This window comes from Streptomyces sp. NPDC048290 (assembly GCF_040652095.1).
Lineage (GTDB): Bacteria > Actinomycetota > Actinomycetes > Streptomycetales > Streptomycetaceae > Streptomyces.
Map to the genome: position 1 here is coordinate 1 of NZ_JBEZLM010000020.1, position 26,693 is coordinate 26,693.

Annotated in this window: 23 protein-coding genes; 14 read left to right on the forward strand and 9 right to left on the reverse strand. The window is 72.2% G+C overall.

The features are described 5' to 3' along the window. The first annotated feature begins 308 nt into the window (after positions 1-308). The 3 genes from AB0D49_RS29175 to AB0D49_RS29185 are packed head-to-tail and all read left to right on the forward strand — an operon-like array spanning position 309 to position 3,853. The gene (locus AB0D49_RS29175; protein ID WP_362762730.1) at positions 309-1,472 is read left to right on the forward strand and encodes a M24 family metallopeptidase; all 1,164 of its coding nucleotides are present in this window, start codon (positions 309-311) and stop codon (positions 1,470-1,472) included. Then, a complete protein-coding gene (locus AB0D49_RS29180; RefSeq protein ID WP_362762731.1) occupies positions 1,469-2,284 on the forward strand; it encodes a nitrilase-related carbon-nitrogen hydrolase in 816 nt (271 codons plus the stop codon). Before AB0D49_RS29175 ends, AB0D49_RS29180 begins: the two co-directional genes overlap by 4 nt. A 24-nt stretch (positions 2,285-2,308) precedes the next feature. Further along, entirely contained in the window at positions 2,309-3,853 is a 1,545-nt protein-coding gene (locus AB0D49_RS29185; protein WP_362762733.1) for an amino acid permease, read from the forward strand. Positions 3,854-3,881: 28 nt separating this feature from the next. Here AB0D49_RS29185 and AB0D49_RS29190 read toward each other — a convergent pair whose 3' ends face one another. Further along, positions 3,882-4,895, reverse strand: coding sequence for a LacI family DNA-binding transcriptional regulator (locus tag AB0D49_RS29190; protein ID WP_362762734.1), 1,014 nt, complete (start codon positions 4,893-4,895; stop codon positions 3,882-3,884). Between the two features lie 1,150 nt (positions 4,896-6,045). On the opposite strand from AB0D49_RS29190, the gene AB0D49_RS29195 reads away from it, so the two are divergent. Then, positions 6,046-7,005, forward strand: a complete 960-nt coding sequence (locus tag AB0D49_RS29195) for a S1 family peptidase (RefSeq protein WP_362762736.1) — start codon at positions 6,046-6,048, stop codon at positions 7,003-7,005. A 117-nt stretch (positions 7,006-7,122) separates the two neighbouring features. Here the strand turns inward: AB0D49_RS29195 and AB0D49_RS29200 are convergent, their stop codons facing one another. The 3 genes from AB0D49_RS29200 to AB0D49_RS29210 all read right to left on the reverse strand — a co-directional run bounded on the left by AB0D49_RS29200 (position 7,123) and on the right by AB0D49_RS29210 (position 11,374). Further along, a complete protein-coding gene (locus AB0D49_RS29200; protein WP_362762738.1) occupies positions 7,123-7,941 on the reverse strand; it encodes an SAM-dependent methyltransferase in 819 nt (272 codons plus the stop codon). A gap of 140 nt (positions 7,942-8,081) precedes the next feature. Beyond that, entirely contained in the window at positions 8,082-8,615 is a 534-nt protein-coding gene (locus AB0D49_RS29205) for an EF-hand domain-containing protein (RefSeq protein WP_362762740.1), read from the reverse strand. Positions 8,616-9,046: 431 nt separating this feature from the next. Beyond that, positions 9,047-11,374 (reverse strand): hypothetical protein, encoded by a 2,328-nt coding sequence (locus AB0D49_RS29210; RefSeq protein ID WP_362762742.1) that lies wholly within the window; start codon positions 11,372-11,374, stop codon positions 9,047-9,049. A 258-nt stretch (positions 11,375-11,632) separates the two neighbouring features. Between AB0D49_RS29210 and AB0D49_RS29215 the strand changes: the two genes are divergently transcribed. From AB0D49_RS29215 to AB0D49_RS29250, 8 genes are all read left to right on the forward strand, one after another. After that, positions 11,633-12,685 (forward strand): LacI family DNA-binding transcriptional regulator, encoded by a 1,053-nt coding sequence (locus AB0D49_RS29215; RefSeq protein ID WP_362762744.1) that lies wholly within the window; start codon positions 11,633-11,635, stop codon positions 12,683-12,685. Between the two features lie 82 nt (positions 12,686-12,767). After that, on the forward strand, positions 12,768-14,363 hold the full coding sequence (locus AB0D49_RS29220) for an FAD-dependent oxidoreductase (protein ID WP_362762746.1): 1,596 nt from the start codon (positions 12,768-12,770) through the stop codon (positions 14,361-14,363). Between the two features lie 36 nt (positions 14,364-14,399). Then, positions 14,400-15,662, forward strand: a complete 1,263-nt coding sequence (locus AB0D49_RS29225) for a sugar ABC transporter substrate-binding protein (RefSeq protein WP_362762748.1) — start codon at positions 14,400-14,402, stop codon at positions 15,660-15,662. Further along, positions 15,659-16,624: a sugar ABC transporter permease gene (locus AB0D49_RS29230; RefSeq protein ID WP_362762750.1), complete on the forward strand. Its 966-nt coding sequence runs from the start codon at positions 15,659-15,661 to the stop codon at positions 16,622-16,624. The genes AB0D49_RS29225 and AB0D49_RS29230 overlap by 4 nt, the downstream gene beginning before the upstream one ends. Then, positions 16,614-17,447: a carbohydrate ABC transporter permease gene (locus AB0D49_RS29235; protein WP_362762752.1), complete on the forward strand. Its 834-nt coding sequence runs from the start codon at positions 16,614-16,616 to the stop codon at positions 17,445-17,447. Before AB0D49_RS29230 ends, AB0D49_RS29235 begins: the two co-directional genes overlap by 11 nt. A gap of 80 nt (positions 17,448-17,527) precedes the next feature. Further along, positions 17,528-18,157 (forward strand): disulfide bond formation protein DsbA, encoded by a 630-nt coding sequence (locus AB0D49_RS29240; protein WP_362762754.1) that lies wholly within the window; start codon positions 17,528-17,530, stop codon positions 18,155-18,157. Between the two features lie 274 nt (positions 18,158-18,431). Then, the gene (locus AB0D49_RS29245) at positions 18,432-19,796 is read left to right on the forward strand and encodes a carboxylesterase family protein (RefSeq protein WP_362762756.1); all 1,365 of its coding nucleotides are present in this window, start codon (positions 18,432-18,434) and stop codon (positions 19,794-19,796) included. A gap of 121 nt (positions 19,797-19,917) precedes the next feature. Next, entirely contained in the window at positions 19,918-21,246 is a 1,329-nt protein-coding gene (locus tag AB0D49_RS29250) for a hypothetical protein (RefSeq protein ID WP_362762758.1), read from the forward strand. On the opposite strand, the gene AB0D49_RS29255 is transcribed toward AB0D49_RS29250, so the two are convergent. Both AB0D49_RS29255 and AB0D49_RS29260 read right to left on the reverse strand, forming a co-directional pair. Then, a complete protein-coding gene (locus AB0D49_RS29255) occupies positions 21,210-21,983 on the reverse strand; it encodes a BPL-N domain-containing protein (RefSeq protein WP_362762760.1) in 774 nt (257 codons plus the stop codon). The genes AB0D49_RS29250 and AB0D49_RS29255 overlap by 37 nt on opposite strands. A gap of 62 nt (positions 21,984-22,045) precedes the next feature. Next, a complete protein-coding gene (locus tag AB0D49_RS29260) occupies positions 22,046-22,663 on the reverse strand; it encodes a TetR/AcrR family transcriptional regulator (RefSeq protein WP_362762762.1) in 618 nt (205 codons plus the stop codon). Between the two features lie 76 nt (positions 22,664-22,739). On the opposite strand from AB0D49_RS29260, the gene AB0D49_RS29265 reads away from it, so the two are divergent. Both AB0D49_RS29265 and AB0D49_RS29270 read left to right on the forward strand, forming a co-directional pair. Further along, a complete protein-coding gene (locus tag AB0D49_RS29265; RefSeq protein ID WP_362762764.1) occupies positions 22,740-23,159 on the forward strand; it encodes a VOC family protein in 420 nt (139 codons plus the stop codon). Positions 23,160-23,235: 76 nt separating this feature from the next. Further along, positions 23,236-23,793, forward strand: a complete 558-nt coding sequence (locus AB0D49_RS29270; protein ID WP_362762766.1) for a hypothetical protein — start codon at positions 23,236-23,238, stop codon at positions 23,791-23,793. Positions 23,794-23,899: 106 nt separating this feature from the next. On the opposite strand, the gene AB0D49_RS29275 is transcribed toward AB0D49_RS29270, so the two are convergent. The 3 genes from AB0D49_RS29275 to AB0D49_RS29285 all read right to left on the reverse strand — a co-directional run bounded on the left by AB0D49_RS29275 (position 23,900) and on the right by AB0D49_RS29285 (position 26,664). Then, positions 23,900-24,160: a hypothetical protein gene (locus AB0D49_RS29275; protein WP_362762768.1), complete on the reverse strand. Its 261-nt coding sequence runs from the start codon at positions 24,158-24,160 to the stop codon at positions 23,900-23,902. Between the two features lie 407 nt (positions 24,161-24,567). Continuing rightward, positions 24,568-25,578 (reverse strand): type I glyceraldehyde-3-phosphate dehydrogenase, encoded by a 1,011-nt coding sequence (gene gap / locus AB0D49_RS29280; protein WP_362762770.1) that lies wholly within the window; start codon positions 25,576-25,578, stop codon positions 24,568-24,570. A gap of 129 nt (positions 25,579-25,707) precedes the next feature. Further along, entirely contained in the window at positions 25,708-26,664 is a 957-nt protein-coding gene (locus tag AB0D49_RS29285; protein ID WP_362762772.1) for a helix-turn-helix domain-containing protein, read from the reverse strand. Between the last annotated feature and the right edge of the window lie 29 nt (positions 26,665-26,693).

The window sequence follows — 26,693 nt, forward strand, 5'->3', positions numbered from 1 at the left end:
GGTTAGGCACCGAACCCCCGTTCCGCACGCATTCACCCTCCCGGGTGATCAGTCCACCAGATCCCTGACCACCGCGGGAGCGCGCGGCCATCGTCACGCCGGCCGAGCGGTAGCCGCCGGGGACGCCCTCCGGTGGACGTACCCACCGCCCGCGCGAACCCCGCCAGCCACCCTCCGTGCGCAACCGACCCCACCCCGGATATTGACTTGCAGAAGCGCTTCACCAAAGATGACTCCCACAGTTTGCAGAAGCGCTTCTGCACTCTGCTTCCGCACCGCCGTCGCCGTGACATCTGGGGAGACACACCATGTACACCTGGCCCGACATCGACGTCGACCGCCTCCGGACCCAGCGCAGGGAACGGCTGACCGCGTTCATGCGGGAGGAGGGGCTCAGCCACCTCGTCCTCACCGGGTTCGACCACATCCGGTACGCGTCCGACTACCGTACGCAGATCATCGCCGAGGCGTTCGACTGGTTCGCCGCCGTGGTCGACGCGGACGGCGCGGTCGAGCTGTTCGTCCCCTGGGTGGACGAGGAGATCAAGCAGCCCGAGGCCGATCTCCCCTGGATACGGGCCGTGCACCCGATCCCGTCGTGGGCGCCCGCCGTCGGACACCCGGTCCACTGGACCACCTACCTGGCCCGTGCCCTCACCGGCGCCGACCGGGTCGGACACGAGCTGATCGACCCGCAGGTGCTGGACGGACTGCGCGCCGCGTCCCCCGGCACCGGGTTCGTCCCGGTCGGACAGCGGCTGTACGAGCTGCGGATCGAGAAGACAGCCGAGGAGATCACGCTGCTCGACGCGGCCAGCAAGGTCAACGCCCGCGCCGCCGAGGCCGCCCTCGCCGCAGCCGCCCCCGGGCTGGCCGACTTCGACGTCCTGGCCGCGGCCATGGCATCGGCACAGCGCGACGGCGCCGAGTTCCTGTCCCACTCGCTGTGCAACCACCGCCGGGGCAGCGGCACCTGGTTCGGCAAGGGCAGCACCCTGAAGGAGGGCGACGCCTACTTCTTCGACATCGGACTGTACGGAGCCCACGGCTACGCCTCCGACATCGCCCGCACCGGCTTCGTGGGCGAACCGCCGAAGGCCGTCGCGGACGCCTACCGCACACTGATCACGGCCCACCACATCGGAGAGCAGGCGGCCAGGCCCGGGGCGCGCGCCTCCGACGTCGACGCGGCGGTCAACTCCTACCTGGAGAGCCAGGGCCTGCCCCGCACCCCGTACGCCATGGGCCACGGGGTCGGGCTGCGGGCCTGTGAACTCCCCACGATCTACCGCTCTCATCTGGTCGACCGTGACTTCGTGCTGCGGGAGAACAGCGTCATCTCGCTTGAGCCGGAGACCGGGGTGTGGGTCGGCGACCAGTTCGTGCTGCTCAAGGTGGAGGACAACTACACCGTGACCGCCGACGGTGTGCGCCGGCTGTCCGACGCCGGCTACGGCCTGGGACTGGAGTGAGCACCACCGCCGGGCCGGGCCGATCCGAGCTGCGGGTGGTGCTGGCCCAGCTCACCCCCCGCCCGGGGGACACCGCGGCCAACCTGGACCGCCTGGAGTCCGTCCTCGCCGGACACGCGGACGCCGAACTGATCGTGTTCCCGGAACTGTTCCTCACCGGCTACGACCTCGGCGCCGTACGCGAGCAGGCGCTGAACGCGTACGGCCCGGAGATCGGGCGGGTCCGGGAGCTGGCCCGGCGGTGGCGCACGGCGGTGGCGGTCGGCTTCCCCGAGGCCACCGGCGACGGTGTGGCCAGCTCCCTGGCCTGCGTCGACACCGACGGCACCCTGGCCGGGGTGTACCGCAAGACCCATCTGTTCGGCCGGGAACGGGACCACTTCACCCCCGGCGACCGGCTCGCCGTCGTCGAACTCGCCGGGGTCCCCGTCGGCCCGCTGATCTGCTTCGACATCGAATTCCCCGAACCCGCCCGGACCCTGGCCCTGGCCGGCGCCCGGCTCCTGGTCAGCGTCGCCGCCAACATGGCGCCCTACGGCCCCGACCACGACCTGGCGTCCCGCGCCCGCGCCCTGGACAACCGGCTGCCGCACCTCTACGTGAACCGCACCGGACGGGAAGCCCCGTTCACCTTCACCGGCCACTCCCGCGCCGTGGCACCCGACGGCTCGCTCACCCTCCCCCTGGGCCCCGGCGAGCAGGTGGCCCCGGCCCGGATCGCCCTCGGTACGGCGGCGGACTGGCCGACCGACTACCTCCACCACCTGCGTCCCGGCCTGTACGGCGGGCAGTCGCGGACAGCGCGGCGCTGATCCACCGAACCACGGGAGCACGTCATGATTCCCACCCCGCACACCTCACCCCACCCGGCCGGAGCAGAAGCGGACATCGACACCGACGCGGACGCGCGGGAGCTGGCCGCCTTCGGCTACCGGCAGCAGCTCAAGCGCGAGCTGGGGTTCTGGACCAACTTCGGCCTCGGCTTCGCCTTCGTCTCACCCGTCGTCGGCCTGTACTCCATCGTCGGCGCCGGAATGTTCGCCAGCGGCCCCGCCTGGATCTGGGCCCTGCTGATCGCCCTGTCCGGGCAGATCCTGCTCGCCCTCGTCTTCGCCGAACTCGCCTCGCAGTTCCCGGTCAGCGGGGGCATCTACCAGTGGAGCCGACGGCTGGTCGGACCGCGCTACGGCTGGTTCGCGGGCTGGCTCTACGCCTGGACGCAGATCATCACCTTCGCGTCCGTCAGCTATCTCGGCGGCTTCTGGATGGCCGAACTCTTCGGCCGCACACCGGGCGCCCGCGAACAGCTCCTGTGGGGCTTCGGCGTGCTGCTGCTGGTCACCGCCGTGAACCTGCTGGGCCAGAACCCCCTCAAGTACTCCGTCAATGTGGGGATCGCCGCCGAACTCGTGGCCAGCGTCGCCATCGGCCTGATCCTGCTGGTGTTCTTCGCCGCCCACGACTGGTCGGTGTTCTTCCACACGCTCGGCGCCGCCGACAACTGGCAGGGCTCCTCGACCGGCGGCTTCCTCGCGGCCATCGCGGTGGCAGGGTGGGCCTTCGTCGGGTTCGACGCCTGCTCCGCCGTCTCCGAGGAGGTGAAGGACCCGCGCCGGCATGTGCCGCGTGCCCTGCTGATGTCGCTCGTCGTGGTCGGCCTGGTCATCGTCATGAACGCGGTGGCCGTCGTCCAGGCCGAGCGGAGTCTCACCGGCCTGGTCCAGGTGCTCACGGTCGACCCGCTCACCCCGCTGGTCACCGACTCCTTCGGCGGCTGGGTCGCCAAGCCCTTCCAGGGCGTCGTCCTGGCCTCCTTCGTCGCCTGCTCCATCGCCATCCAGACCACCGGCACCCGCACCCTGTTCTCGCTCAGCCGGGACCGCGCGCTGCCCTTCTCCGACCGGCTCCAGAAGGTGGCCCGCAACCAGGTCCCGGCCAACGCCGTGCTCACCACCACCGTGATCGGCGCGGCGATCCTCTGCGTCGGGCTCAACGGCTCCGCCGTCAGCACCCTGATCGCCTTCACCTCCGGCGGCTTCTACGCCTCCTTCACCCTCGCCGCCGTCGCCGCCCTGTGGGCCCGGCTGCGCGGTCGCTGGGACCCCCGCCTCGGCACTTTCCACCTGCGCGGCTGGGGACTGCCCGTCAATGTGATCGCGGTGCTCTGGGTCTGCTTCGAGACCGTGAACATCGCCTGGCCCCGGCCTCAGCTGCTCGCGGCCGGAGCCCCCTGGTACCTGGAGTGGGCCGTCCCCCTGATCGGGCTGGTCCTGACCGTCACCGGCGTCCTCTACCTCGCGCGGCACCCGCGCCCCGGGGGCCCGGAGATCCCGGTGATGGCTCCGAGGCCGCCCGACCCGGCCACCACGGCCCGGGGATGACCCGGGCGGAACGGCGGGACAGCGCCCGTCAGCCGGCGGCCGTCGCGCCGGTCGTGCCCCGCTCGTGCAGAGTGGTCGGCACCAGGACCGGTGCCGGTGCTCCGGACTCCTCGATCGCCGTGATCAGCAACTGGACCGCGTCCCGGCCCGTCCCGACCGGGTCGAGGTCGATCGCCGTCACCGCGGGCCGGGCCTGCCGGGCCGCCTCACTGTCGCTGAGCGTGGCGACCTGGAGGTCGTCCGGCATCCGCAGCCCGAGCGACCGGGCGGCGAGATGCACCCCGAGGGCCAGGGAGTCCAGCGTGGTGAACACCGCGTCCGGACGGTCCGGCCCGGTCAGGAAGTCACGGGCCGCCTCATACCCGGCGCCCTGGGTCAGCCCGCCCTTCGCGGTCACCACCCGGGGCGCCGACCCGCGCGCCGCGCACCAGGCGTGATAGCCGTCCACACAGTCCCGTACGTACGACGAGTCCGGTGCGCTGGCCAGCAGCGCCGGACGTTCGGCACCCGCTCGCGCCATCAGGTCCAGGGCCTGGTGCACGGCCGCCGCGTGATCGTTGTCCACATGCGGCCGGTCCGGCTGCTCCAGGTCGCGTCCCACGGTCACCACCGGCTTGCCCTCGGCGTCCGCCAGCCGCAGCAGCGGATCGTGCGGCCGGGGGTCGACCACGATCGCCCCGTCGAAGTCGACGGGCACCGACGGCTCCCCCTCCGTCGCCGGGGCCAGCACCAGGGCCCAGCCCCGGTGCAGCGCGACCCCCGAGGCGGCGCTCAGCAACTGCACGAAGAACTCGATGTCGACGGCCGAACCCGGCGTGGACTCCGGCAGCGACACCGACAGCAGCAGAATCCCGGAGCGCCCCTTGGCCAGACTCCGGGCCGTGCGATGGGGCGCGTAGCCGAGCTGATCGGCCGCCTCCCGGACCCGTCGGCGGGTGGCTTCGGGCAGCCGCCCGCGGTCGTTGAGCGCGTCGGAGACGGTCGTCAGGGACACCCCGGCGGCCACCGCCACGTCCTTCATACTCACGCGTGATCTGGTCATGTTCCCGCGATTGTAAGCAGCCGGGGACGTCCAGCAGAAGCGCTTCTCCTCAGAGCGGACAGTGCGGTACGGGCGGGATGCGGACCGCGCGGGGGAGGGGCGGCCACGGGCCGGACGGGGCCGCGGGGGCGCGCCCGCCGCCGGTGCCGGTCCCGAGTACGCTGCCGCACCCCGGCCCCCGCGCCCACTGCTGGTGCCGGTCCCGGGCGCCCTGCCGCACCCGGGCCCCAGCGCCCGCCGCCGGTGCCGGTCCCGGTCCTGGGTACGCTGCCGCACCCGGGCCCCAGCGCCCGCCGCCGGTGCCGGGCACCCTGCCGCACTCGGCCCCCGCGCCCGCCGCCGGTGCCAGGCACCCTGCCGCACCCCGGCCCCCTCGCCCGCCGCCGGTCCCGGGCACCCTGCCGTACCCCGGCCCCGCGCCCGCCGTCGGCGCCGGTCCCGGGCCCCTGCGGCACCCCGCCCCCGCAACGGACCGGAGGCGCGGCTTCCAGCGCAACCGGAAGCCCCGCCCGAGCCCCTTCCGGCGTCGAACCGGACAGCGCGGCCCTCGCCCCAAGGCGGGCAATCCACCCATAGGGACCCGGCCACCCGGGAGCTGCCGGATGCATTTCCCGCCGTCAAACGCGGTCACTGGTCCGACCACTGTCTTCGCGCCGCGCCGCGAGCCGGGGCCGGGGGTGCCACCGCCGCGCTCCCTCGCGCCGTACGACACGACGTACCGGAACCCTCCACGTGATCTTCGCAAATCGGCCAGGCGACCGGACGAGCCCGTCGGGCCCGATCTCCCCGTGCCCCGATGGTTGCGCTGAACAGCCAAATCTTTACTAGGACTTGAGGAAACCGGGAATCGTGGCGAGCCGCCGCATGGCGTGTTCCCGGCATATGCGCCGCGCCCGGCACCGCACCGGAATCCGAACACCGGTGACACGTTGAACCGTCGGCTCCGCCGGGCGACCCATCGCCCCCCGGCCACGCCCAGGCGGGGCAAGAGCGGCTTCCTGCCAACGTTGTCGGGCGCACAAACCCCCTCGTAGCGGCGTCCGAAAGCCCAACTTGTTGGCAGGGACGGCTCACGCCCAGGATCACAACTGTCGCCGTGGCGCCCCCAGGACACCCGCACGGTCCTCGGGACCGCCACCGACATGACCGCATGACCGAGAGCCCGGACTGCGACCGGGCCCAGCACCCCCACATCGGAGGACATGTGAAGGTCAAGACGTTCCTGTCGGCGGACTCCGTCGCCCGGAGAGCCCGCGCCGCCACCGTCGTCGCCAGCCTCGCGGCCGTCACCGCGCTGGTGGCCCCCACCGCCGTCGCGGCCCAGGCGCCCGCCGCCGCGAAGCCCACCGTGGCCCAACTCGCCCAGGCCAGCGACGCCGTGCTCGGCGCCGACATCGGCGGTACGGCCTGGTTCACGGACAAGGCGTCGGGGAAGGTCGTCGTCACCGCCGACAGCACCGTCTCGGCGGCGGAGATCAACGAGATCAAGCAGGCCGCCGGCGCCCAGGCCGGGGCCCTGGAGATCAAGCGCACCCCGGGCAAGTTCAGCCGGCTGATCGCGGGCGGCGAGGCCATCACCTCGGCCGGTGTCCGCTGCTCCCTCGGCTTCAACGTGATCAACTCGGCCCGCCAGTACTTCGCACTGACCGCCGGTCACTGCACCAGCGGACGGCCGAGCTGGAACATCGGCACGGCGGTCCCCGGCCAGACCGTCTTCCCGACCTACGACCACGGGGTCATCCAGCACTCCAACGCGGCCAACGCCGACGGCCGGGTCTACCTCTACAACGGCACGTACCGCGACATCATCAACGCCGGCAGCCCCGGCCTCGGCCAGGCCATCGAGCGCTCGGGCAGCACCACCGGCTACCGCACCGGCACGGTCACCGGGCTGAACGCCACCGTGAACTACGGCGGCGGCCAGCTCGTCTACAACACCATCCAGACCAACGCCTGCGCCCAGCCCGGCGACAGCGGCGGTCCGCTCTTCGCGGGCAACACCGCCTACGGTCTGCTCTCCGGCGGCAGCGGCAACTGCACCGTCGGCGGCACCACGTTCTTCGAGCCGGTCACCCGGCCGCTGGGCCTCTACGGCCTGAGCGTCTTCTAGTCCGGTCCGGTCCGCCCGTAGTCGGACAGGCCAACCGAAGAGCCCCGCATACCCCGGCGGTCGCCGTTCTCCCAGGCGACCGCCGGTCGCGTGATCCGGCGGCGGCGTCCGCGCCGGTCACGGCTTGCGGCCGACACCGCCGAACATGGCCACCTCGGGCGGGAGTTCGGCCCCCTCGTCGTCCGGGCGCCAGCGGTTGCAGGACACCACACCCGGGTCGAGCAGTTCGAGGCCGTCGAAGAAGCGGGTGATCGCGGCCGGGGTGCGCTGGGTGAGTTTCGGGGTGCCGTGCTCGTTCCAGAAGGCCACGGCGGCGTCGACGTCCGGCATGTCGGACCGGGTGATCGTGTGGGTCAGGACGAGATGGCTGCCCGGGGCGAGCGCGTCCATGAGCCGCCGGACCGTGCCGTACGCCTCCTCGTCGTCCTCGACGAAGATGACGACCCCGAGCAGCATCAGCGCCACCGGACGGGTCAGGTCGAGTGTCTCGGCCGCCTGCTCCAGGATCGCGTCCACATCGCGCAGATCCTCGTCGAGGTAGGCGGTGCGCCCCTCGGGCGTGCTGGTCAGCAGGGCCTTGGCATGGGCCAGCACGATCGGGTCGTTGTCGACGTAGACGATCCGGGACTCCGGCGCGATCCCCTGGGCGACCTCATGCGTGTTGTCGGCGGTGGGCAGCCCGGTGCCGATGTCCAGGAACTGGCGGATGCCGCACTCCCCGGCGAGATGCCGGACCGCCCGCCCCAGCAGCAGCCGGTCGGCGCGGGCGTAGTCGCCGATACCGGGGTGCAATTGGCGGATCTGGTCCCCGGCAGCCTGGTCCACCGTGTAGTAGTCCTTGCCGCCCAGCCAGTAGTTCCAGATCCGGGCCGTGTGTGCCTGGTCGGTCCTGATCCGGCTGTGCGCGTCGGCCGAGGCGGCGGATATGTCCGTCATGCGAGGTCGTCCTCCGGAACGGTGGGTCGGCGGTCCAAGCTGGTGTCCACGGTGTTCGGGATGCTCGGGGTGTACAAGAGACAACCTAACGAACCGAGTTGACGCACGGCGACCGTGTTCCGACCGAAGTCGTCCGCGTGTCAGAAGCCGGTGCCCGTCAGCAGGTGGTCGCCCGCGATGCCCGCCTTGTCAGCGCCGTAGAAGTCCTTGATGCCCTCGTGCCAGGTCGCGCCCGCGATGCTGTCCCGCTCATCGGGGCCGAAGGCGTCGAAGAGGGTGTCGATGTTGGCGGGCCGGAAGCCGATCGCGATCATCAGCGCGGTGAAGTCGGCGCGCTCGACGTGTCCGTCGCCGTCCGGGTCGCCGAGTGCGACGAGCGCGTCCGCGAACGCGACGACGGCCGGTGTGAAGCGCTCCGGCGCCAGTACGCACGCGATGAACTCCTCCAGGCTGATCACCCCGTCTCCGTTGGTGTCATAGCCCGTGACGAGTGCCTCCCAGTACTCCTCGAAGGCCGCCCGCATGGTGTCCTTGGCGTCCTGGGCCGCGTGCGGCGCCGCCGCGGCGACCCGGTCGTTCATCAGCGTGAAGTCCTCGGCGTCCAGGACACCGTTGCCGTTCACATCGAACAGCGAGAACACCAGAGTGACCCGCTGGATGGCCTCCGTACGCATGATGCCGTCACCTTTCCGCCGTACCGGTCAGACCTCTGGGCCGGTGATTCCGGCCCTGGAGTGGCTGCCCGGGGGCCCCGGCCGTACGCGGGCCGGGGGCGGGGTTAGCCCGATCGGGCGAGGCGGTTTTCGGCCGGGGGCCGATCGGCCGCCCAGCAGCACGACATACGTCGTCCCGGTCGGTCGTCCACCGGAGTCCGTGCCGACGACGCCGCACGCCGGGCCGCCGCCTCCGTGACATGGGCCGTCGCCGAGTCCTCGCCACGGACCGCCGGCAACGCCACGCAGATCCTCACGAGTTCGGCGTACGCCACGGACGGCTCATGCCGCCGCGCCCGGCCGGTGGAGTCCGCGGGTACGTCGCACCCGGGACGGCGTACGCACCGGCTCCCCGACCGTGACGCGTCCGCGTTCCGGCGCGCCGGGGCCGCTCAGTCCGGCAGCCGGTGCACGCCCTGCGTGGTCACCGGCGTCAGACCGTAGAGCACTCGTGGTGCGCCGTCGAGGGTGAGGGTCACCCGGCCCTGTACGGGGGAGAGTTGGCGGCTGCGGCCGATGGCGTCGACCTCGCGTACCGGGCCGGGGGCGGCGACCGACAGGGAGGTCTTCGTGGGCCAGGGGTCGACCCATGCCTCGGGGGCGGGGAAGTGACCGCCGGTGCGGGTGCCGGTGGTGTTGAGGAGGTAGCCGTCGGCGCGGTTCCACAGGACGAGGGCGGGGCCGTCGGAGGTGGTGAACCAGAGGCCGAAGGTCTGCGGGTCGGTGAAGGTCAGCCGCCCCTGGAAGGTCGCCGTGTCGAGGACCCGGGCCGCGGTGGCGTAGGCCAGCAGCGACGGCTTGGGGGAGAGGTCACGGTTCATCAGGCCGTAGTGGTACTCGACATTGTCCGGGTCGGCGACCTGCGGCATCCCGAGCACACTGTCGTGGAACTGGTACCAGCACACATGCGTGACCCCCTCGGCCTTCGCCAGCGCCAGGGTGAGCAGCACGTTCTCCGCCGCGTGCCGGTAGGTGTCGTGCCACCAGCTGTTGGGCTTGGTCGGCGCGTACGCCTCGGTCAGCCAGATCTCCTTCTGGCCGTGCTGCGCCATCAGCGTCTGAAGCTGCTTCAGTCCGCCGTAGAAGTTCCAGTACGTGCCCTCGGCGCCGGTGCCCCAGTCGGTGCCGGGCGGGATGTAGTCGGGGGTGAAGTTGCCGCGGCCGGGGTGGTAGGCGAACGCGTCGATGAGGTTCCAGCCGCCCGCGGCGATGAAGTTCTCCACCCAGGGCTTGTCCATCCCGGCGAGCCCGTTGTTCATCAGCTTGATCGTGGCGCCGGTCGCCGCCCGTCGGTCGTGGACCGGCCGCAGTGCCTTGTCGAGGTATGCCTGGGCGGCCACGCCGGTGTTGAAGGGGCGGTTGAGTTCATTGCCGACCTCGAAGTAGCCCGCGCCCGCCGCCTGCGCCACGGCCAGCTTGTCGGCGGCCCACGCGGCGGCCTCGGTGTCGGTGGCCTCCAGCGACGGCTGGAGTTCGATGTTGTGGCGGATGCCGCGCGCGTCGAACGCGGACGGCGGCAGCCCGGGACCGCCGTCGTAGGCGATCCGGACCAGCGAGACGCCCACCCGCTGCCACAGATCGAGCACGGCGGTGGCGTTCGGCCGTAGCAGCCAAGGGTAGTTGGCCATCCCGAACATGCTGCTGGCACCGGCCTGGTAGGTGTACGGCGGCAGGGTGGCGAGGTTGGTCCGGGCGAACGCCTCGTCCCCGGTGGAGCGTACGACGATCTCGGCGAAGGCGATCCCGGCGGCCGGGGCGGGCACGGTGAAGGTGTGCTGCCAGGTGCCCGCGGCGGCGATGCTGCCGGTGACGGTCGTCGCGGCGAGGGATGTGCCGTCGTAGTCGCGCACCGACAGTTCCAGCTGGGCGGTGCGGGCGGCGCCGCCGTTGGCGACCAGCGCGGTGAGTTGCATCGGCTCGCCGGGGACCGTGTACAGGTTGAAGTCGCGGTCGGTGGTGACTTCCAGGCCGAGTTCGACGCCGCGGCCGATGGTGGCGGTGGCCGACGGGCGGGTCTCGGAGAAGAAGAAGTCGGCCCGGCTGGTCCAGCCGCCCGCCGGGTCGACCGTGCCCGGCGCGTGCACCCAGGTGCTGTTCGTCCACGCCTGGCGGGAGCGTTCCAGCAGGAACAGTCCGTGCCGGGTGCCCCAGGTGGAGGTGTGGGCGACGCCCACGGTGTCCTCGTAGGGGATGCCGCCGCCGGTGTCGCGGACCCATTCGGTGATCGCGATGTAGTCGTCGGGCGCCGTCGGTGTCTGGATCGCCCGGCTGAACAGGAAGCCGTCCGGGACCAAGGTGTCCGCGCCGGTGATCTTCCACTCCAGCCGGGCGCGGTTGGTGGCGACGCTGAACCAGCCGGTGACGGTGGTCGGTCCGGCCGCCGCGTCGAAGGTGTAGTCCATCCGGATCGCCGGTGTCCCGTCCGCCAGGGTGGTCAGCGCGGGAGTGCCGCCGGTGGACAGATGGATGCCGGTCAGACGGTCCTTGACCTGGAACTTCGACCCGGCCGAGCGGGTCGCGCCGGTGGTGTCCCGGATGGCGAGCCGCCCGCCGACACTGGCCAGCAGACTGATCCCGCCGGCGGTCAGGGTGACGTCTCCGGGGGCGGCGTGCGCGGTGATGGCGGTGGGTTCGGCGATCAGTACGACACCGGCCGCGAGGGCCGCGCCGAGCAGACCGCGGCGGCTGAGCCGGGGGTCGTGAGCATGGGGCGTTGTCATCGTGCGCTCCTGTCCGGCCGCGTCCCGTCCTGGATCTGACCTGTCTCCGACGTGCATCTGACGTGCATCTGACCTGGACCTGACCCGGGTCTGACCGGGATCTGGCCGGGTCTCGTCGTGATAATGCCTATCTTCAACGCGGCGAGACGGACGATGTCAACCACATGACCCGGCGGTCAAGGGGGGATTGCCAACTTGTTTCCATCGGTTTAAGGTCACCGATGTTCGTTGCGGATACGCATTATCAGCGGAGGATCGATGTCAACGAAGCCGCGCCGGGTGACCCAGCGCGAGATCGCCGAGATCGCGGGCGTCAGCCAGACCACCGTGTCGGTGGTCCTGAACGACCGTGACGACACGAACGTCCGTATCTCGGAGGAGACCCGCGCCCGGGTCAAGGCGGCCCTGGAACAGGCCACCTATGTCGCCGATCCGGCGGCCCGCAGGCTGGCCGGTCTGGACAACCAGATCATCGGCGTCTTCACCTACGAGGAAGCCCTGTCACCGGAGAGCATGGACTTCTACGGCCCGTTGCTCAACGGCATCGAGCGCGCCGCCGAGACCATCGGCTGGGACCTGCTGCTGTTCACCTCCTCACCGGTCGAGAACGGCACCCGCAGCCTGTTCCACCGCAAGACCCGGCTGCGCCTGACCGACGGCTGCATCCTCCTCGGCCAGCAGATGGTCGGCTCCGAACTGGAGCGGATGGTCGCCGAGCAGTTCCCGTTCGTCGCCGTCGGCCGCCGCGACGAGACGGCCGCCGCCGTGCCGTACGTCGGGGTCGACTACGTCAGCGCCACCCACGCCCTGCTCGACGAGGCCGCGGCGCGCGGCCACCGCCAGGCCCTCTATGTGCACCGGGGCCGCGACACCGCCACCGCCCGCGACCGGCGCGGCGCCGTGGAGGCCGCCTCGGCGTCCGGCCGGATGGCGTTCCTGCTGGTCGGCGAGGAGCGTATGGCCGAACTGCCACGGCTCGCCCAGGCCACCGGAGCCACCCTGATCGTCGCCGAGGACGCCTTCCTCACCGAGGACGTCATCCTCGCGCTGTCCGCCGCCGGCCTGGACGTCCCCGGTGCGATCTCCGTCGCCGCGCTCGGCGAGGTACGCGGCCACCGCGCCCAGGGACGAGCACTGACCGGCTTCCGGGTCCCGCGCAAACAGGTCGCCGCCGAAGCGCTGGAACTGCTGCGGCAACTGATCATCAACGACCCCGAGGAGTGGGCCGCCCTGGACACCCAGCGGCTGCTGACCGCCGGGGTCGAGACCGGTGAGACCGTCGTCGACCGCCGCCCCGAGGACCACTCATGACCGACCCAGGCCGTCACCCCGATTCTCACCAGCGTCCGACCACGAACCCCGAAGCGGGGCCCGCGACAGAAAGGGTCCACCAGTGACCACCCACGCCACGGACGTGGCGATCATCGGCGGCGGACTCGGCTCGGTCGCCGCCGCGCTCGCCCTGCTGGAGCGCGGCCACCGCGTGGTGCTGACCGAGGAGTACCCCTGGCTGGGCGGCCAGCTCACCTCCCAGGCGGTCCCACCGGACGAACACATCTGGGTCGAGCGGTTCGGTGTCACCGCCCGCTACCGCGCCCTGCGGGAGAACATCCGCCGCTACTACCGCGACCACTACCCGCTGTCCCCCGAGGCCCGCGCCGACCGGGAACTCAACCCCGGCCGGGGCCGCGTGAGCCGCCTGTGCCACGAACCCCGGGTCGCGGTCGCCGTCATCGACGCCCTCCTCGCCCCCTACCGGTCCGGCGGACGGCTCACCGTGCTGCAACCCGCCGTCCCGGTCGCCGCCGACGTCGTGGACGGCGTGGTCCGCTCGGTCACCGTCGCCGACCCGCACACCGGCGCCGAACAGACCATCACCGCCCGGTACGTGCTCGACGGCACCGAGACCGGCGACCTGCTCCCACTGACCGGCACCGAGTACGTCGTCGGCGCCGAGGCCCGCTCCGACACCGGCGAGCCCAGCGCCGCCGACACCGCCGACCCGGCCAACGTCCAGTCCATCGCCTGGTGCTTCGTCTTCGACCACGTCCCCGGCGACCACACCATCGCCCGCCCCGCCGACTACGACCACTGGCGCTCCGTGCAGCCGCCGTTCTGGGGCGCGCCCATGCTGTCGTTCACCGCGCCCGACCCGCGCACCCTGGTGCCGGAGCAGCGCACCATGAACGTCAACCCCGAACGGGACGTCAGCGGCGACCCCCGGTTCGACGCGGGCGACCGGGATCTGTGGCAGTTCCGGCGGATCGCCGCCCGGCAGACCTTCACCGACGGCGCCTACGACAGCGACATCGTGCTGGCCAACTGGCCCCAGCTGGACTACCTCGGCGGCTCCATCATCGACACCCCCGACCGGCTCGCCCACCTGACCGCCGCCAAGGCCCAGTCCCGGGCCTACTTCTACTGGCTCCAGACCGAGGCGCCCCGCCCCGACGGCGGCCGGGGCTGGCCGGGACTGCGGCTGCGCGGCGACCTGGTGGGCACGGCCGACGGCTTCGCCCAGGCCCCCTACATCCGTGAATCACGCCGGATCAGGGCTCTGACCACCATCCGTGAGCAGGACATCTCCATCAAGGCCCGCGGCCACGGCGGACCCGCCCGCTTCGACGCCTCCGTAGGTGTCGGCATGTACCGCATCGACCTGCATCCCTCGACCGGCGGCGACAACTACATCGACGTCGAGTCGGCGCCGTTCGAGATCCCGCTCGGCGCCCTGATCCCGGTCCGCACCCAGAACCTGGTCGCCGCCGCCAAGAACATCGGCACCACCCACATCACCAACGGCGCCTACCGGCTCCACCCGGTCGAGTGGAACATCGGCGAGTCCGCGGGCGAACTCACCGCGTTCTGCCTCGACCGCGCACTGAGCCCCCGACAGGTCGCCGACGAGCCCCGGCTCGTCGATCAGCTCCAGCGCCGGCTGTCCGAAGCCGGCGTCGAACTGCACTGGCCCGAGGTTGTCGGCTACTGAGCCGCCCCCGGGCACCCCCGAAAGGAAACACCGCACATGAACAGAGTCAGAAGGTCGCTCGGCGCCGTCGCCCTGACCACGGCACTCGCCCTCGCCGCGGCCTGCTCCGGACCGGCGGCCGACACCCAGGGCACGGCGACCCAGCTGCGGATGACGGTCTGGACCTCGGACGAGGCCCAGCTGAAGCTGCTCGACAGCATCGCCGCCGCCTACCGGGCCGACCACCCCGACGTCACGAAGATCACCTTCGAGAGCCTCCCGTTCGCCGAGTACAACACCACCCTCACCACCCAGATCGCCGGTGGCAACGCCCCCGACCTCGCCTGGATGGGCGACCTGTCCAGCGACCTCATCGAGTCCAAGGCGCTCCTCGGCCTCACCGACAAACTGAAGGCCACCCCGGGCTGGGACTACGACGACCTCCTCGGCAGCGTCACCGCCGAGTTCAGCCGCGACGACACCCTCTACGCCTACCCCTTCTCCAACTCGCCCTACGCGCTGTATGTGAACACCGATCTGCTCGCCGAGGCGGGGCAGAAGATCGACCCGAAGACCCTCACCTGGGACCAGGTCGCCGCCGCCGGAGCCGCCGTCAACGCCAAGACCGGCAAGGCTGGTTTCGTCATCCGCGACTTCGACTACAAGGCGTGGAACACCCTGGCCACCGTGTGGACCGGCTGGGGCGCCTCCGCGTGGAGCGCCGACGGCAAGACCTGCACCTTCACCAGCCCCGAGATGCAGCAGGCGTTCACCTTCCTGCACGACGCGGCGTTCAAGACCAAGGCCATGCCAGGGCCCGGCACCACCGCCGACTTCTTCGCCGGTGACGCCGCCTTCACCGTCGCCCAGGTCTCCCGCGCCTCCCTGCTGACCGGCACGTTCGACTTCGCCCTGCATCCGCTGCCGTCCGGCCCCGAGGGCGACTACGCCGTCCTCGGCCAGGCCGGGGTGGGCGTCCTCGCCTCCAGCAAGAACCCCGACCAGGCCGCCGACTTCCTCGCCTACCTCACCAACCCGGAGAACGCCGCCAAGCTCGCCCAGTACTTCCCGCCGCCCCGCAAGTCCCTGCTGACCGGAGCCAAGCTGGCCGCCAACAACCAGGTCCTGGACGCCACCCAGCTCCAGAACGCCGTCGTCGACCAACTGCCCGACGCCGTCACCCTGCCCAACCACACCAGCCCCGCCGAGATAGCCCAGAAGGGCAAGACCGCCCTGGACGCCATGTGGCAGCCCGACGCCGACATCCCCGCCGTCCTGCGCTCGGTGTGCGCCGCGATCGAACCCATCCTGGCCCGGTGACCACCACCCAGGCCGCCGCGCAGGCCCGCCCCCAGGGGCCTGCGTCCGCCGCCCGCACCGCACGGGCCACCGGGCCCGGCTTCTGGACCACCCGCAGGCGCGACGCCCTCACCGGCTACCTCTTCATCCTGCCGCAGCTCATCGGGGTGGCGGTGTTCGTCCTGCTGCCGGTCGGCATGGCGATCTGGTACAGCCTCAACGAACGGAACGTCTTCACCGGCGAACAGACCTTCGTCGGCGGCGCCCACTACGCCGCCCTCGCCGACGACCCGCAGCTCCCGGACGTCCTGCTCGCCACCCTGCTCTTCTCCGGCGGCGTGGTCGTCGTCAACATCAGCCTCGGACTGCTGATCGCCGTCCTGCTCAACCGCAGGTTCCGCGGGGTCACCCTCTTCCGGACCCTGTTCTTCTCCCCGGTGGTGGTCTCCGTCGTCGCCTGGACCCTGGTCTGGGGCTTCCTCCTCCAGGACAACGGAGGCATCAACGGACTCCTCGCCACGGTCGGCATCGACGGACCCAACTGGCTCCAGCGCGGCGACACCGCGATGATCTCCGTCGTCCTCACCCAGGTCGTCCGCAGCGTCGGCGTCAATGTGGTGCTCTTCCTCGCCGCCCTGCAAGGCGTCCCCCGCGAGCTGTACGAGGCCGCCCGCATCGACGGCGCCGGCAGCCGCACCGTCTTCTTCCGCGTCACCCTCCCGCTGATCTCCCCCACGGTCCTGCTCACCGTCATCGTCACCGTGGTCGGCGCCCTCCAGTCCTTCGCCCAGATCGCCGTACTGACCGGCGGCGGACCGGAACTGTCCACCACCGTCCTCGTCTACTACGTCTTCCAGCAGGCCTTCGAGTTCAACGACATCGGCTACGGCTCCACCCTCGCCCTCATGCTGCTGTCCTTCGTCATGCTGCTCACCCTGCTGCAATGGCAGCTGCGCCGTAAGTGGGTGTTCTATGAGGACTGACCGAGTCCGCCGGGCCCTGCTGGTGCTCGCCCTCGCCGTACTGTCCCTCCCGTTCGTCGTCCCCACGGTCTGGATGGTGGCGGCCTCCGTCAAACCCCTCGCGGAGATCTTCCAGGCCCCGCCCTCCCTGTGGACCGACTCACCCACCCTGGCCGCCTACTCCGAGGCGTTCACCTTCCAGCCGTTCGCCCGCCAGTACGTCAACAGCGTGTACATCGCCACGTTGGTCACCCTCATCACCCTGACGGTGTCCAGCCTCGCCGGATACGCCTTCGCCCGCATCCGGTTCCCCGGCGCCAACGCCCTGTTCCTGGTGGTGCTCACCGGGATGCTGGTGCCCAGCGAGGTCACCATCGTGCCGCTGTTCCAGCTGTTCAAGACGGCCGGACTGATCAACACCCACTGGCCGCTGATCCTGGTCACCGCCCTGGCCGCGCCCTGTGTCCTCGGCACCTTCATCATGCGGCAGTTCTTCATCACCCTCCCCGTCGAACTGGAGGAGGCCGCCCGGCTCGACGGTCTCGGCCGCCCCGCGATCTGGTGGCGGATCTGCCTCCCCCTGGCCCGCCCGGCGCTGTCGGCGGTGGCGATCCTCACCTTCCTCGCCTCCTGGAACCTCTACCTCGAACCCACCGTCTACCTCACCTCACCGGAGATGTTCACCCTGCCCCAGGCCCTCACCCGCTTCACCGACGCCTACGGCGGCCAGATGTGGAACACCCAGCTCGCCGCCGCCACCCTCACGGTCCTGCCGATGCTGATCGTCTTCGTCCTGGCCCAGCGCCAGTTCGTGGAGGGACTGTCCCACTCCGGCCTCAAGTGACGCCGGACGCCCGCCCTGGCAGGATGGCTGGTTCCCCTCACGGGGCAGCCGCCCGTCCGCCAGCGCGAGGAGTGGATCACATGCCCGAACGCCGCGTCGTCGACTTCTGGTTCGACCCCGTGTGCCCATACACCTGGATCACCTCACGGTGGCTGCTGGAGGTCACCGAGGTGCGGCCGGTGGACATCCGCTGGCGGCTGATGAGCCTCTCGGTGCTCAACGAACACCTGGAGGTCAACCCCGAGGGCGACTGGGGGGAGTACATGTGGGCTCCCGTGCGGGTGTGCGCGGCGGTGGAGGAGCGGTTCGGACAGCGGGCGCTGGGCGCGCTCTTCACCACACTGGGCACCCGCTTCCACCTCCTGAGCGACTGGGACTTCGCCGCCGCCCTCACGGACGCCGGGCTCCCCGGCGACCTGGTGGAGGCGGCCGGTTCCACCGCCTACGACACGGCGATCCGCGCCTCCCACGCCGAGGCTGTCGCCCTGGCCGGGGACGACATCGGCACCCCCGTGATGGCGCTGGAGACACCCCCCGGCGAGCCCCGCACCGGCTTCTTCGGCCCGGTCGTCTCCCCGGCGCCCACCGGAGAGACGGCGGGCCGCCTCTGGGACGGCGTCCTCCACCTGATGGCCGTCCCGGGCTTCTACGAGATCAAACGCCCCCGCACGGAGGAGCCCCGCTTCGACATGGCCCGCGCGTCGACGTGACGTCCGCGTGGATGTGACCTCCGCGTCGGCGTGACCTGCGTATCGACGTGACCTCCGCGTCGACGTGACCCCCGCGTCGGCATGACTCCCGGTGGCCGGCCCTGACCCCGGCCGCGCGGGACGGGGGCGGTCCGGCGGCAGCCGCCCGGCCGCCCCCGCTTCACCCTCGCCGGGACCATCCAGGGGACCCGTCCGACCCGCGCCCCGGGGCGCGATGCGACGATCGTGCCGCACACTCGGACCCCGGACCCCCCACCGAACGGAGCCCCCGGCCATGTCACCCCACTCGACATCCCACCCGGCACCCCACACCGCGTCCACCACCGGCGGACCCGTACGCGGCCACCTCGAACACGGACTGACCGTGTTCCGTGGCGTGCCGTACGCCACCGCCCCCGAGCGCTTCGCCCCGCCCGAGCCGGTGCCCGCCTGGACGGATGTACGCGACACCGTCACCGACGGCCCCGTCGGACCCCAGTCGCCGTCCCATTTCGACCCCGTCCTCGGCACACCGGCACCACGCGAACAGGCCGAGGACTGTCTGACCCTGACCATCACCACCCCCGCCCCCGACGACCGCGCCCGCCCGGTGCTGGTCTGGTTCCACGGCGGCGCCTGGATCACCGGAGCCGGATCACTGCCCTGGTACGACGGCCACCGCCTGGCCACCGAGGGCGACATCGTCGTCGTCGCCGTGAACTACCGCCTCGGCGCCTTCGGTTATCTGCGCGCCCCCGGGGTGTCCGAGGGCAACCTCGGACTGCGCGACCAGATCGCCGCCCTGCGCTGGGTGCACGACAACATCGCCGCGTTCGGCGGCGACCCCGCCCAGGTCACCGTGGCCGGGCAGTCCGCCGGAGCCCACTCCGTGCAGTGCCTTCTCGGCATCCCCGAAGCCCGGACGACGTTCCGGCGGGCGATCCTGCACAGCAGCCCGGCGGGCCTTGGCCTCGGCGACGCGCGCGCGGCCGAGCGCACCGCCCGCGGCTTCCTGCGGGCGCTCGGCGCCGACCCCCGCACCGCGCCCGTCGCCGACGTCCTGGCCGCCCAGGACCGCTACGCGCAAGCGGCGGCCCGGCCGTTGGGCCTGAACGTGACGCCCGCCTTCCGCCCGGTCGAGGGCGTCGGCCCGCTGCCCGCCCGCGACCAGTGGGTCCGCAATGTCCGGGCGTCGGCGGGGGACCTCCAGGTCGTCATCGGGTTCACGGCGCAGGAGATGACCGGTTTCCTGGTGCCCAACCCGGCGGTGCGGCGGCTGCGCCGCGTCCCGGCGCTGGGCCCGCGCGCGGTGTCCGCCCTGGAGCGGACGGCGGGCCGGTTCGCCTTCACCCGGCCGGTGCTCCGGCTGGCCGACCGCCTGAGCGGCGCCGGAGCCGCGGTGTGGGCCTTCCGTTTCGACTACGCGGCGAGCGGCAACCCCTTCGGCGCCACCCACTGCGTCGACCTGCCGTTCCTGTTCGGCACCGACGCCTGGGCCGACGCGCCGATGCTGCGGGGCGCGGACCCGGAGGAGGTCGAGGCGCTCGGTCGCCGGATGCGCGCGGCGTGGCTCGGCTTCGTCCGGACCGGCAACCCGGACGGCGAGCAGGGGAGTTGGCCTGCGTACCGGGGCCCTGGCGAGGTCAAGGTGTGGGCCTGACGCTCTGGTCCTCAGGGTGAGGGCGCCGGGGCCGTGGCCACAGCGGCGGAAGCGACAGAACGTCGGGCTAGGACGTCGGCCGGGGGCTGATGCGTCAGCGGGGGCGTCTACCGTGCTCGCCATGAGTGGCGATGAAGGTGCGGACGGTACGGCGACGGGTCTGCCCGGGGCGGGTCCGAGGTGGGCGGATCTGGGGTGGTTGGTGAACGGCGACCCGGAGCGGGTGCGGGGGTTGCTGGACTCCGGGGGAGGGCCCCACGCGGATCGCGACGCGCGGCTGCTGGCCGCGGTGTACCAGGCGTCGGCGGACCTGCACGGGGAGGCCCCACCGTGGGTTCGGCGGCAGGTGCTGGCGTTGGACGCGGCTCGATACGGGGACCTGGAGTTGTCGGCGCTGATCGCCGCCGTGCCCGTGGCGGAAGCCGACGCCGAGCCCTGGCGGGTGCTGTGGTCGACCGGTTCGCGAAGCGACGCCGACTTTCAGATGATCCCGTCCGGTCACACGAGCGGTGTGACCGGGGTGGCCACGGCCTCCTTGGACGGCCGTCACGTCGTGATCACCGGCAGCAAGGACCGGACGGTCCAGGTGCGGGACCTTGGGACCGGTAGGCCGGTCGGCGGACCCATGACCGGCCTCGACGGCAGGGTGTGGGCGCTGGCGACGGCGACGGTGCACGACCGGCCGTACGTCGTCACGGCCGAAGACTGGGCGGTACGCGCGTGGGACCTGGCCACCCGGCACCAGACCGGCGAACTGCCGGGGATCGACGGTGAGGCATGGTGTGTGGGCACGGCTGTCGTCCGGGGGCGACCGTGCGTGCTCGCCAGCGACGACGATGTGTCCGTGCGGGTCTGGGATCTGGCCGGTGGGGAACAGGTCGGCGAGCTGACCGGACACGACGACTTCCTGATGGCCGTCGAGACGCTGGTGATCGACGGCAGGCCCCATGCGGTGGGCTGTATGAGCCGGGGCGCGATCTGGATATGGGATCTGACCACCGGACGACCGGCCGGGGAGCCACTGCCGGGCCACGACGGCGAAGCGTGGGCGGTCGCGACAGCGGTCGTCGGCGGTCGGGCGCACGCGATCACGGCAGGCTACGACGCCACCGTGCGCGTGTGGGACCTGACCACGAGACAGGAGGTCGGCAGGCTGAACGGCCACGAGGGCACCGTCTCCGCGGTGGTCACCACGGTGATCGGTGGCGAACTCCGGGTCGTCACCGGTGGTTCCGACGGAACGGTGTGCCTGTGGGAGCCGGCGACCGGGCGGCAGACAGGGCGGGAACTGGTGTTTCCCGCGCCCGTCCACGCGCTGACCGCGTACCCGGAAGGCCCGCTCGTGGTGGGCTTCGGCGCCGACATCGCGGCCCTGACCCCGCACGTCGACCCCGGCTCCACGTCCGCCGGGTCTCAGCGGCGCCCCATGGTCGCCTCGATCAACTCGTAGGCCAGGTCGGACCGGACGCCGTCGGGATTGCGCAGCCCCTTCTCCGTGTACCAGGAGGCGTCGGCCTCGGGGTGTGGGCCGCTCACGCCGACCCGGCCCACGCCGTAGGGGGCGACGACGACGGCGGGCGTTCCGTCGGGGTAGGTCGCGAGGACCGTGGCGTCGGCGCCCCGGTCGAGGTAGAAGGCCGGTCCGTCCTGGAAGTACATGTGCCGGGGCGTGCCCCGCCAGTCCACCCGTACGACGGTGTCGCGGGCGTCCCGGACCGTGGCGCCGGGGGAGTCGATGTATCCGCCGGTGTCCCCCGGGAGCAGGTCGAAGCCCGGGTCGCGTCCGGCGAGGTAGGCCCCGAAGCAAAGGCCCAGATAGCTGCCGCCCGCCCGTACCCAGTCCCGGACCGCTCCGGCGGAGCCGCGCAGGTGCCGCCAGGTACCGGCGAGGTCGGCGCCGCCGCCGGGCTGGACGTACAACCGCGCCTCGGTCAGGGCGGCGGCGGTGAGCGGGGTCTCGGCGCCCACGTACCGGACCCGGAACGGCCGTGGCGCGTTCCGCAGCAGGGCGGCCACGGTCGGCGCGCAGGCGGAGCAGCCCTGCGGGCCGTCGTAGATCAGCGCGAGGGGCGGCCGGTCGTCCTCGGCCGGCTGTGACCGGCCGCACCCGGCGGCCAGCAGGGCGGCGGCCGGGAGCGCGCCGAACAGCAGTCGGCGGCGGGTGGTGCCCTGGGGTGTGCCCGGCATGGGGCTGCTCCCTGCTGCGCGGTGTCGGAGGCGGACGGCTGCCGCCGTGCCGGTCGGGTGGGTCATGTGCGCGGACGCTCGGGCTGCCGTGCGATGTCCCGGGCCGTGCGGGCGGCCCTCGCCTCGGTGGCGGTGAGGGCGTCGCCGCCCAGCCCGAACAGGCCCTGGCGGAGGAACACGGCGAGCCCGTGGGCGGCACCGGCGACCCTCAGCAGCAGATCGAACGCGTCCTCCCGCCCGGCGGCCAGCCGTTCGGCCACCGGCAGCAGCAGACCGGCCACCGCGTCCCCGGCCGCCGCCAGTTCGGGGAACCGGCCCTTGTCGAGGCCCGCGTTGAAGGTGACGTCGAACAGCGCGGGCCGCTCCGCCGCGAAGCGCACGTAGGCGGACGCGAAGGACGCGAGCTGCTCCACCGGGTCCGTACTGCCGCCCACGGCCTCGGCGAACCGCTTCCGCTGCTCGCGGTAGCCCCGCACGGCCAGTTCGGCGAGCAGGGTCTCCCGGTCCGCGAAGTGCTTGTACGGGGCGGCGACGCTCACCCCTGCCCGGCGGCTGGTCTCGGCGAGCGTGAAGCCGTGCGGCCCGCGCTCACCGACCAGGTCGAGGGCCGCGGTCAGGAGGGCGTTGCGCAGATCTCCGTGATGGTGGCCGGTGGGGCGCCGCTTGACGGGAGGGCTCATGGCGCTAAGGTTAACATCACTTACCAGGTGAATGGTATTAACCTTCAGGGTTGTCAGCATCAGCAGGGGAGTCCCCATGACCACCGTCCGCTTCCACCACATCAGCCTCTCCGTCGGGGACCTCTCCACCCAGGAGCCCTGGTACGGCACCGCCTTCGGTCTCACCCAGGTGGAAGAACGCCTGGAACTGCCCGAGGCGGGCGTCCGTACCGTCGTCCTCGGCGACGGACAGGGGCTGCGCGTCGAACTCGTCGAACGGCGCGGGTCGAGCCCCGTCTCCTACCCCGACCCGTTCGCCGCCACCGCCGTACAGACCTACACCCACCTCGCTCTCCAGGTCCCCGACCTCGACGCCGCGTTCACCCGGCTCACCGGCGAGTGCGGCGCCGGACAGATCTCACCGCCCGCCCCCGGCGCGACCGCAGGGATGCGGTACGCGTATGTCGCCGATCCGGAAGGAAACCTCATCGAACTGATCGAAACGGCCCGGGACTGACCAACGGGCCCGTACGCTCGGCGCGTCGCGGAGGATCGATCCTCCGCCGTTTCCCGACCAGGGACAGGAGCCGGGCTTGCGTTCTCGTACGGTGGTGGGCCGTTGGGCCGCGCTCGCGCTGACGGGCGTCGTGGCGACCGGAGTCGTCAGCGGCTGCCAGACCTTGGAGGACGTCGCCGGCGGGGGGTGCGAGGGCACCGTGAGTCAGGTCGACGCGCTGACGGAGTACAGCGTGCTGGACTCCCGGCCGCGAGGCGCGATCGTGCCGGAAGGCTTCGAGCGGGTCGACGCCGGATGCTGGGCGGACAGCGGCGAGGTCCACCTGTACGCCGACCGGACCTATGTCCATCCCGGGCCGGAGTCCGAGGTGATCGAGCACTACCGGACGGCCGCGCGGCGCGAGGGCTGGCTCGGCGCCGACGAGACGGACACACCGGGGGGCGGCACCTCGAGCCTGTGCTTCACCCGCCCCTCCGGGGACGGCCCCACCACGCTGGACATCTACTTCCTCACGGACGAGATCCTCCGGGAGGAGGACACCGAACCGGGACCCGACTTCGACACCGGGGTCGGCTACCGCGTGGCCATCAGCTCCTCGGTCGACTGGACGACGATTCCCGGCTGCGGCGTCTGAGGCCGGGTTGTGCGGCTGTCCCCGGTTCCACCACGCCGGGCTGCGCGGCCGTCCCCGCCTCCGCCACGCCGGGCTGCGCGGCCGTCCCCGCCTCCGCCACGCCGGGTTACGCCGCCGTCCCCGGCTCCACCAGGCCGGGTAACGCCGCCGTCCCCCGTCCCACCTCGCCCGGGTCCCCCGGCGACAGGGTCGGCATGTCCTCCGCACCCGCCCGCCGGTACGGCTCCGTCTCGTCCAGCTCCCAGTAGTGGCGGCACTCGTCGCAGCGGTACTCCGGCGGCCCGGCGTCGATCGTCAGCACCGCGCCCTCCGGGCACCGGCTGCCGTCGCCACGGCCCGCACACTCCTGTTCCCCGGTGTACCCCACACCTGCGACGGTGCGCCGAGGTGGCGGAATCCGGGCAGAGGGCGTGCGGGGCGCACAGGCGCTCACACCGGGCAAACCGCCCCACCAGCCGTCACCAGGCACACCGATGGCACCCGGGTACGGGATCAGTCACCCGCACGCTGCCGTGACCTGATCGTGGACGGCCGCGGTCCGCCGCCTCCCGCCACGGACCTCGCCCGCAGCCGGAGGATCCCCGCGCCGAGAATGGCGCACACCTACAGGGCCACACCCTGACCGAGCCCGATGGTCCCCTGCCGCGCCCCCCGCCGCTGTCCTCGCTCATGCCCCCATCCCAGGCGATCCGCTCCGGCACGACAAGCGGCAGCACTGCCATACAGCGCGGAAGAACGGACACGCCCACACACAGGGGGCGTTGCCCTCGTCCACTACGCGGCGCCCCGCTGTCCGGCGAGCAACTCCAGCGTGTCCACGACGCGGTGGGAGAAGCCCCACTCGTTGTCGTACCAGGCGGTCACCTTGATGTGGTGGCCCTCGACGCGGGTGAGGGCCGAGTCGAAGACGGCGGAGGCGGGATTGCCGGTGATGTCGGACGACACGAGCGGGTCCTCCGAGTACTCCAGGATGCCCGCGAGGGGCCCTTCGGCCGCCGTCCGGTACGCGGCGAGGACCTCCTCGCGGGTCACGCGGCGGGCGACCGTGGTGTTGAGTTCGACGAGGGAGCCGACCGGGACGGGGACCCGGATCGAGTCGCCGGACAGCTTGCCGTCCAGGCCGGGCAGCACCAGGCCGATCGCCTTGGCGGCCCCGGTGGTGGTGGGGACGATGTTGACCCCGGCGGCGCGGGCACGGCGCGGGTCGCGGTGGGGACCGTCCTGGAGGTTCTGCTCCTGGGTGTAGGCGTGCACGGTGGTCATGAAGCCGTGCTCGATGCCCGCGAGCGCGTCGAGGACCGCGGCGAGCGGGGCGAGCGCGTTGGTGGTGCAGGAGGCGTTGGAGACGACGGTGTGGGCGGCCGGGTCGTAGGCGTCGGTGTTGACCCCGTAGGCGAGGGTGACATCGGCTCCGGCGGAGGGCGCGGAGACGAGGACCTTCGACGCCCCGGCGGCGAGATGGGCGCGGGCGGCGTCGGCGGAGGTGAAGCGGCCGGTGGCCTCCAGCACGAGGTCGACACCGAGCGCGGCCCACGGCAGGTCGGCGGGATCGCGCTCGGCGGTCACCTTGATCCGGCGCCCGTCGACGGTGAGGGTGTCACCGTCCACGCCGACCGGGCGGCCGAGACGCCCGGCGGTCGTGTCGAAGGCGAGCAGCCGGGCCAGCGTCGCAGGATCGGTGAGATCGTTGACGGCGACCACCTCCAGGTCACTGTCCCGGGCGAGCAGGGCGCGCAGCACATTGCGTCCGATGCGGCCGAACCCATTGACGGCGATGCGGGTCATTCCGGTGTCCCTTCGTGAACTGTCTGGTCCGTTCCTTCCTGGTCAGCCTCGCCCGGCGGACGGGCGGGGGACAGCGGCGAGAACGCCATGATCCGCAAGGATCGCGACACCTGCGGGCCGGACGAGGAGTCACTGACCGCCGGTGAAGGTGCGCCGGTAGTCGCTGGGGGTCGTGCCCAGGACGCGCTGGAAGTGCAGCCGGAGATTGGCGCCCGTGCCGAGTCCGGTCTCGGCGGCGATCTGCTCCACGCTCAGCTCCGAACGCTCCAGCAGCTCCCGGGCGCGGTCGACCCGGGCCCGGGTCACCCACTGCATCGGCGTGTAGCCGGTCTCCAGGACGAAGCGCCGCGAGAACGTACGCGGCGACACGGCCGCGTGCCGCGCCAGCCGTTCCAGGCCGAGCGGTTCACCGAGCCGGTGCAGCGCCCACTCCCGGGTGGCGGCGAACCGCTCGCCCTGCGGCTCGGGCACACTGCGCGGCACGTACTGTGCCTGGCCGCCACTGCGGTACGGGGCGGCCACCAGCCGCCGCGCGGCATGGTTCGACGCGGCGACCCCCAGATCACCGCGCAGGATGTGCAGACACAGGTCGATACCCGAGGCCGCGCCCGCCGAGGTCAGGACCGGGCCCTCGTCGACGAACAGCACGTTCTCGTCCACCCGCACCCGTGGATGCCTGCGGGCCAGGGCGCGCGCGTAGTGCCAGTGGGTGGTGGCACGTCGGCCGTCCAGCAGACCGGTCGCGGCGAGCGCGAACGCCCCCGTGGAGATCGCCGCGAGCCGCGCGCCCCGCTCCTGCGCGGCGACCAGCGCCTCCAGCACGGCGGGCGGCGGGTCCTCGCGATCGGGGAACCGGTAGCCCGGGACGAAGACCAGATCGGCCCACTCCAGCGCCTCAAGCCCATGCGCCACGTGGTACGACAGCCCGTCGCCGCCGGTGACCAGACCGGGCGCGGCGGCACACACCCGCACCTCGTACGGCATGCTCGCGCGGGTCGTGAACACCTGCGCGGGGATGCCCACGTCCAGCGGTTTCGCTCCTTCGAGCACGAGGACGGCGACGCGGCGCAGGGGGATCTCGGACACCGCCCCAGCGTAGGCAGCCCGGCACGGGA

What these genes read in the sequence shown, in the direction of transcription:
- AB0D49_RS29175 (WP_362762730.1), top strand. Translation starts at nt 309, where the DNA reads ATGTACACCTGGCCCGACATCGACGTCGACCGCCTCCGGACCCAGCGC.
- AB0D49_RS29185 (WP_362762733.1), top strand. Translation starts at nt 2,309, where the DNA reads ATGATTCCCACCCCGCACACCTCACCCCACCCGGCCGGAGCAGAAGCG.
- AB0D49_RS29190 (WP_362762734.1), bottom strand. Translation starts at nt 4,895, where the DNA reads ATGACCAGATCACGCGTGAGTATGAAGGACGTGGCGGTGGCCGCCGGG.
- AB0D49_RS29195 (WP_362762736.1), top strand. Translation starts at nt 6,046, where the DNA reads ATGACCGAGAGCCCGGACTGCGACCGGGCCCAGCACCCCCACATCGGA.
- AB0D49_RS29200 (WP_362762738.1), bottom strand. Translation starts at nt 7,941, where the DNA reads ATGACGGACATATCCGCCGCCTCGGCCGACGCGCACAGCCGGATCAGG.
- AB0D49_RS29205 (WP_362762740.1), bottom strand. Translation starts at nt 8,615, where the DNA reads ATGCGTACGGAGGCCATCCAGCGGGTCACTCTGGTGTTCTCGCTGTTC.
- AB0D49_RS29210 (WP_362762742.1), bottom strand. Translation starts at nt 11,374, where the DNA reads ATGACAACGCCCCATGCTCACGACCCCCGGCTCAGCCGCCGCGGTCTG.
- AB0D49_RS29215 (WP_362762744.1), top strand. Translation starts at nt 11,633, where the DNA reads ATGTCAACGAAGCCGCGCCGGGTGACCCAGCGCGAGATCGCCGAGATC.
- AB0D49_RS29225 (WP_362762748.1), top strand. Translation starts at nt 14,400, where the DNA reads ATGAACAGAGTCAGAAGGTCGCTCGGCGCCGTCGCCCTGACCACGGCA.
- AB0D49_RS29235 (WP_362762752.1), top strand. Translation starts at nt 16,614, where the DNA reads ATGAGGACTGACCGAGTCCGCCGGGCCCTGCTGGTGCTCGCCCTCGCC.
- AB0D49_RS29240 (WP_362762754.1), top strand. Translation starts at nt 17,528, where the DNA reads ATGCCCGAACGCCGCGTCGTCGACTTCTGGTTCGACCCCGTGTGCCCA.
- AB0D49_RS29245 (WP_362762756.1), top strand. Translation starts at nt 18,432, where the DNA reads ATGTCACCCCACTCGACATCCCACCCGGCACCCCACACCGCGTCCACC.
- AB0D49_RS29250 (WP_362762758.1), top strand. Translation starts at nt 19,918, where the DNA reads ATGAGTGGCGATGAAGGTGCGGACGGTACGGCGACGGGTCTGCCCGGG.
- AB0D49_RS29255 (WP_362762760.1), bottom strand. Translation starts at nt 21,983, where the DNA reads ATGCCGGGCACACCCCAGGGCACCACCCGCCGCCGACTGCTGTTCGGC.
- AB0D49_RS29260 (WP_362762762.1), bottom strand. Translation starts at nt 22,663, where the DNA reads ATGAGCCCTCCCGTCAAGCGGCGCCCCACCGGCCACCATCACGGAGAT.
- AB0D49_RS29265 (WP_362762764.1), top strand. Translation starts at nt 22,740, where the DNA reads ATGACCACCGTCCGCTTCCACCACATCAGCCTCTCCGTCGGGGACCTC.
- gap (WP_362762770.1), bottom strand. Translation starts at nt 25,578, where the DNA reads ATGACCCGCATCGCCGTCAATGGGTTCGGCCGCATCGGACGCAATGTG.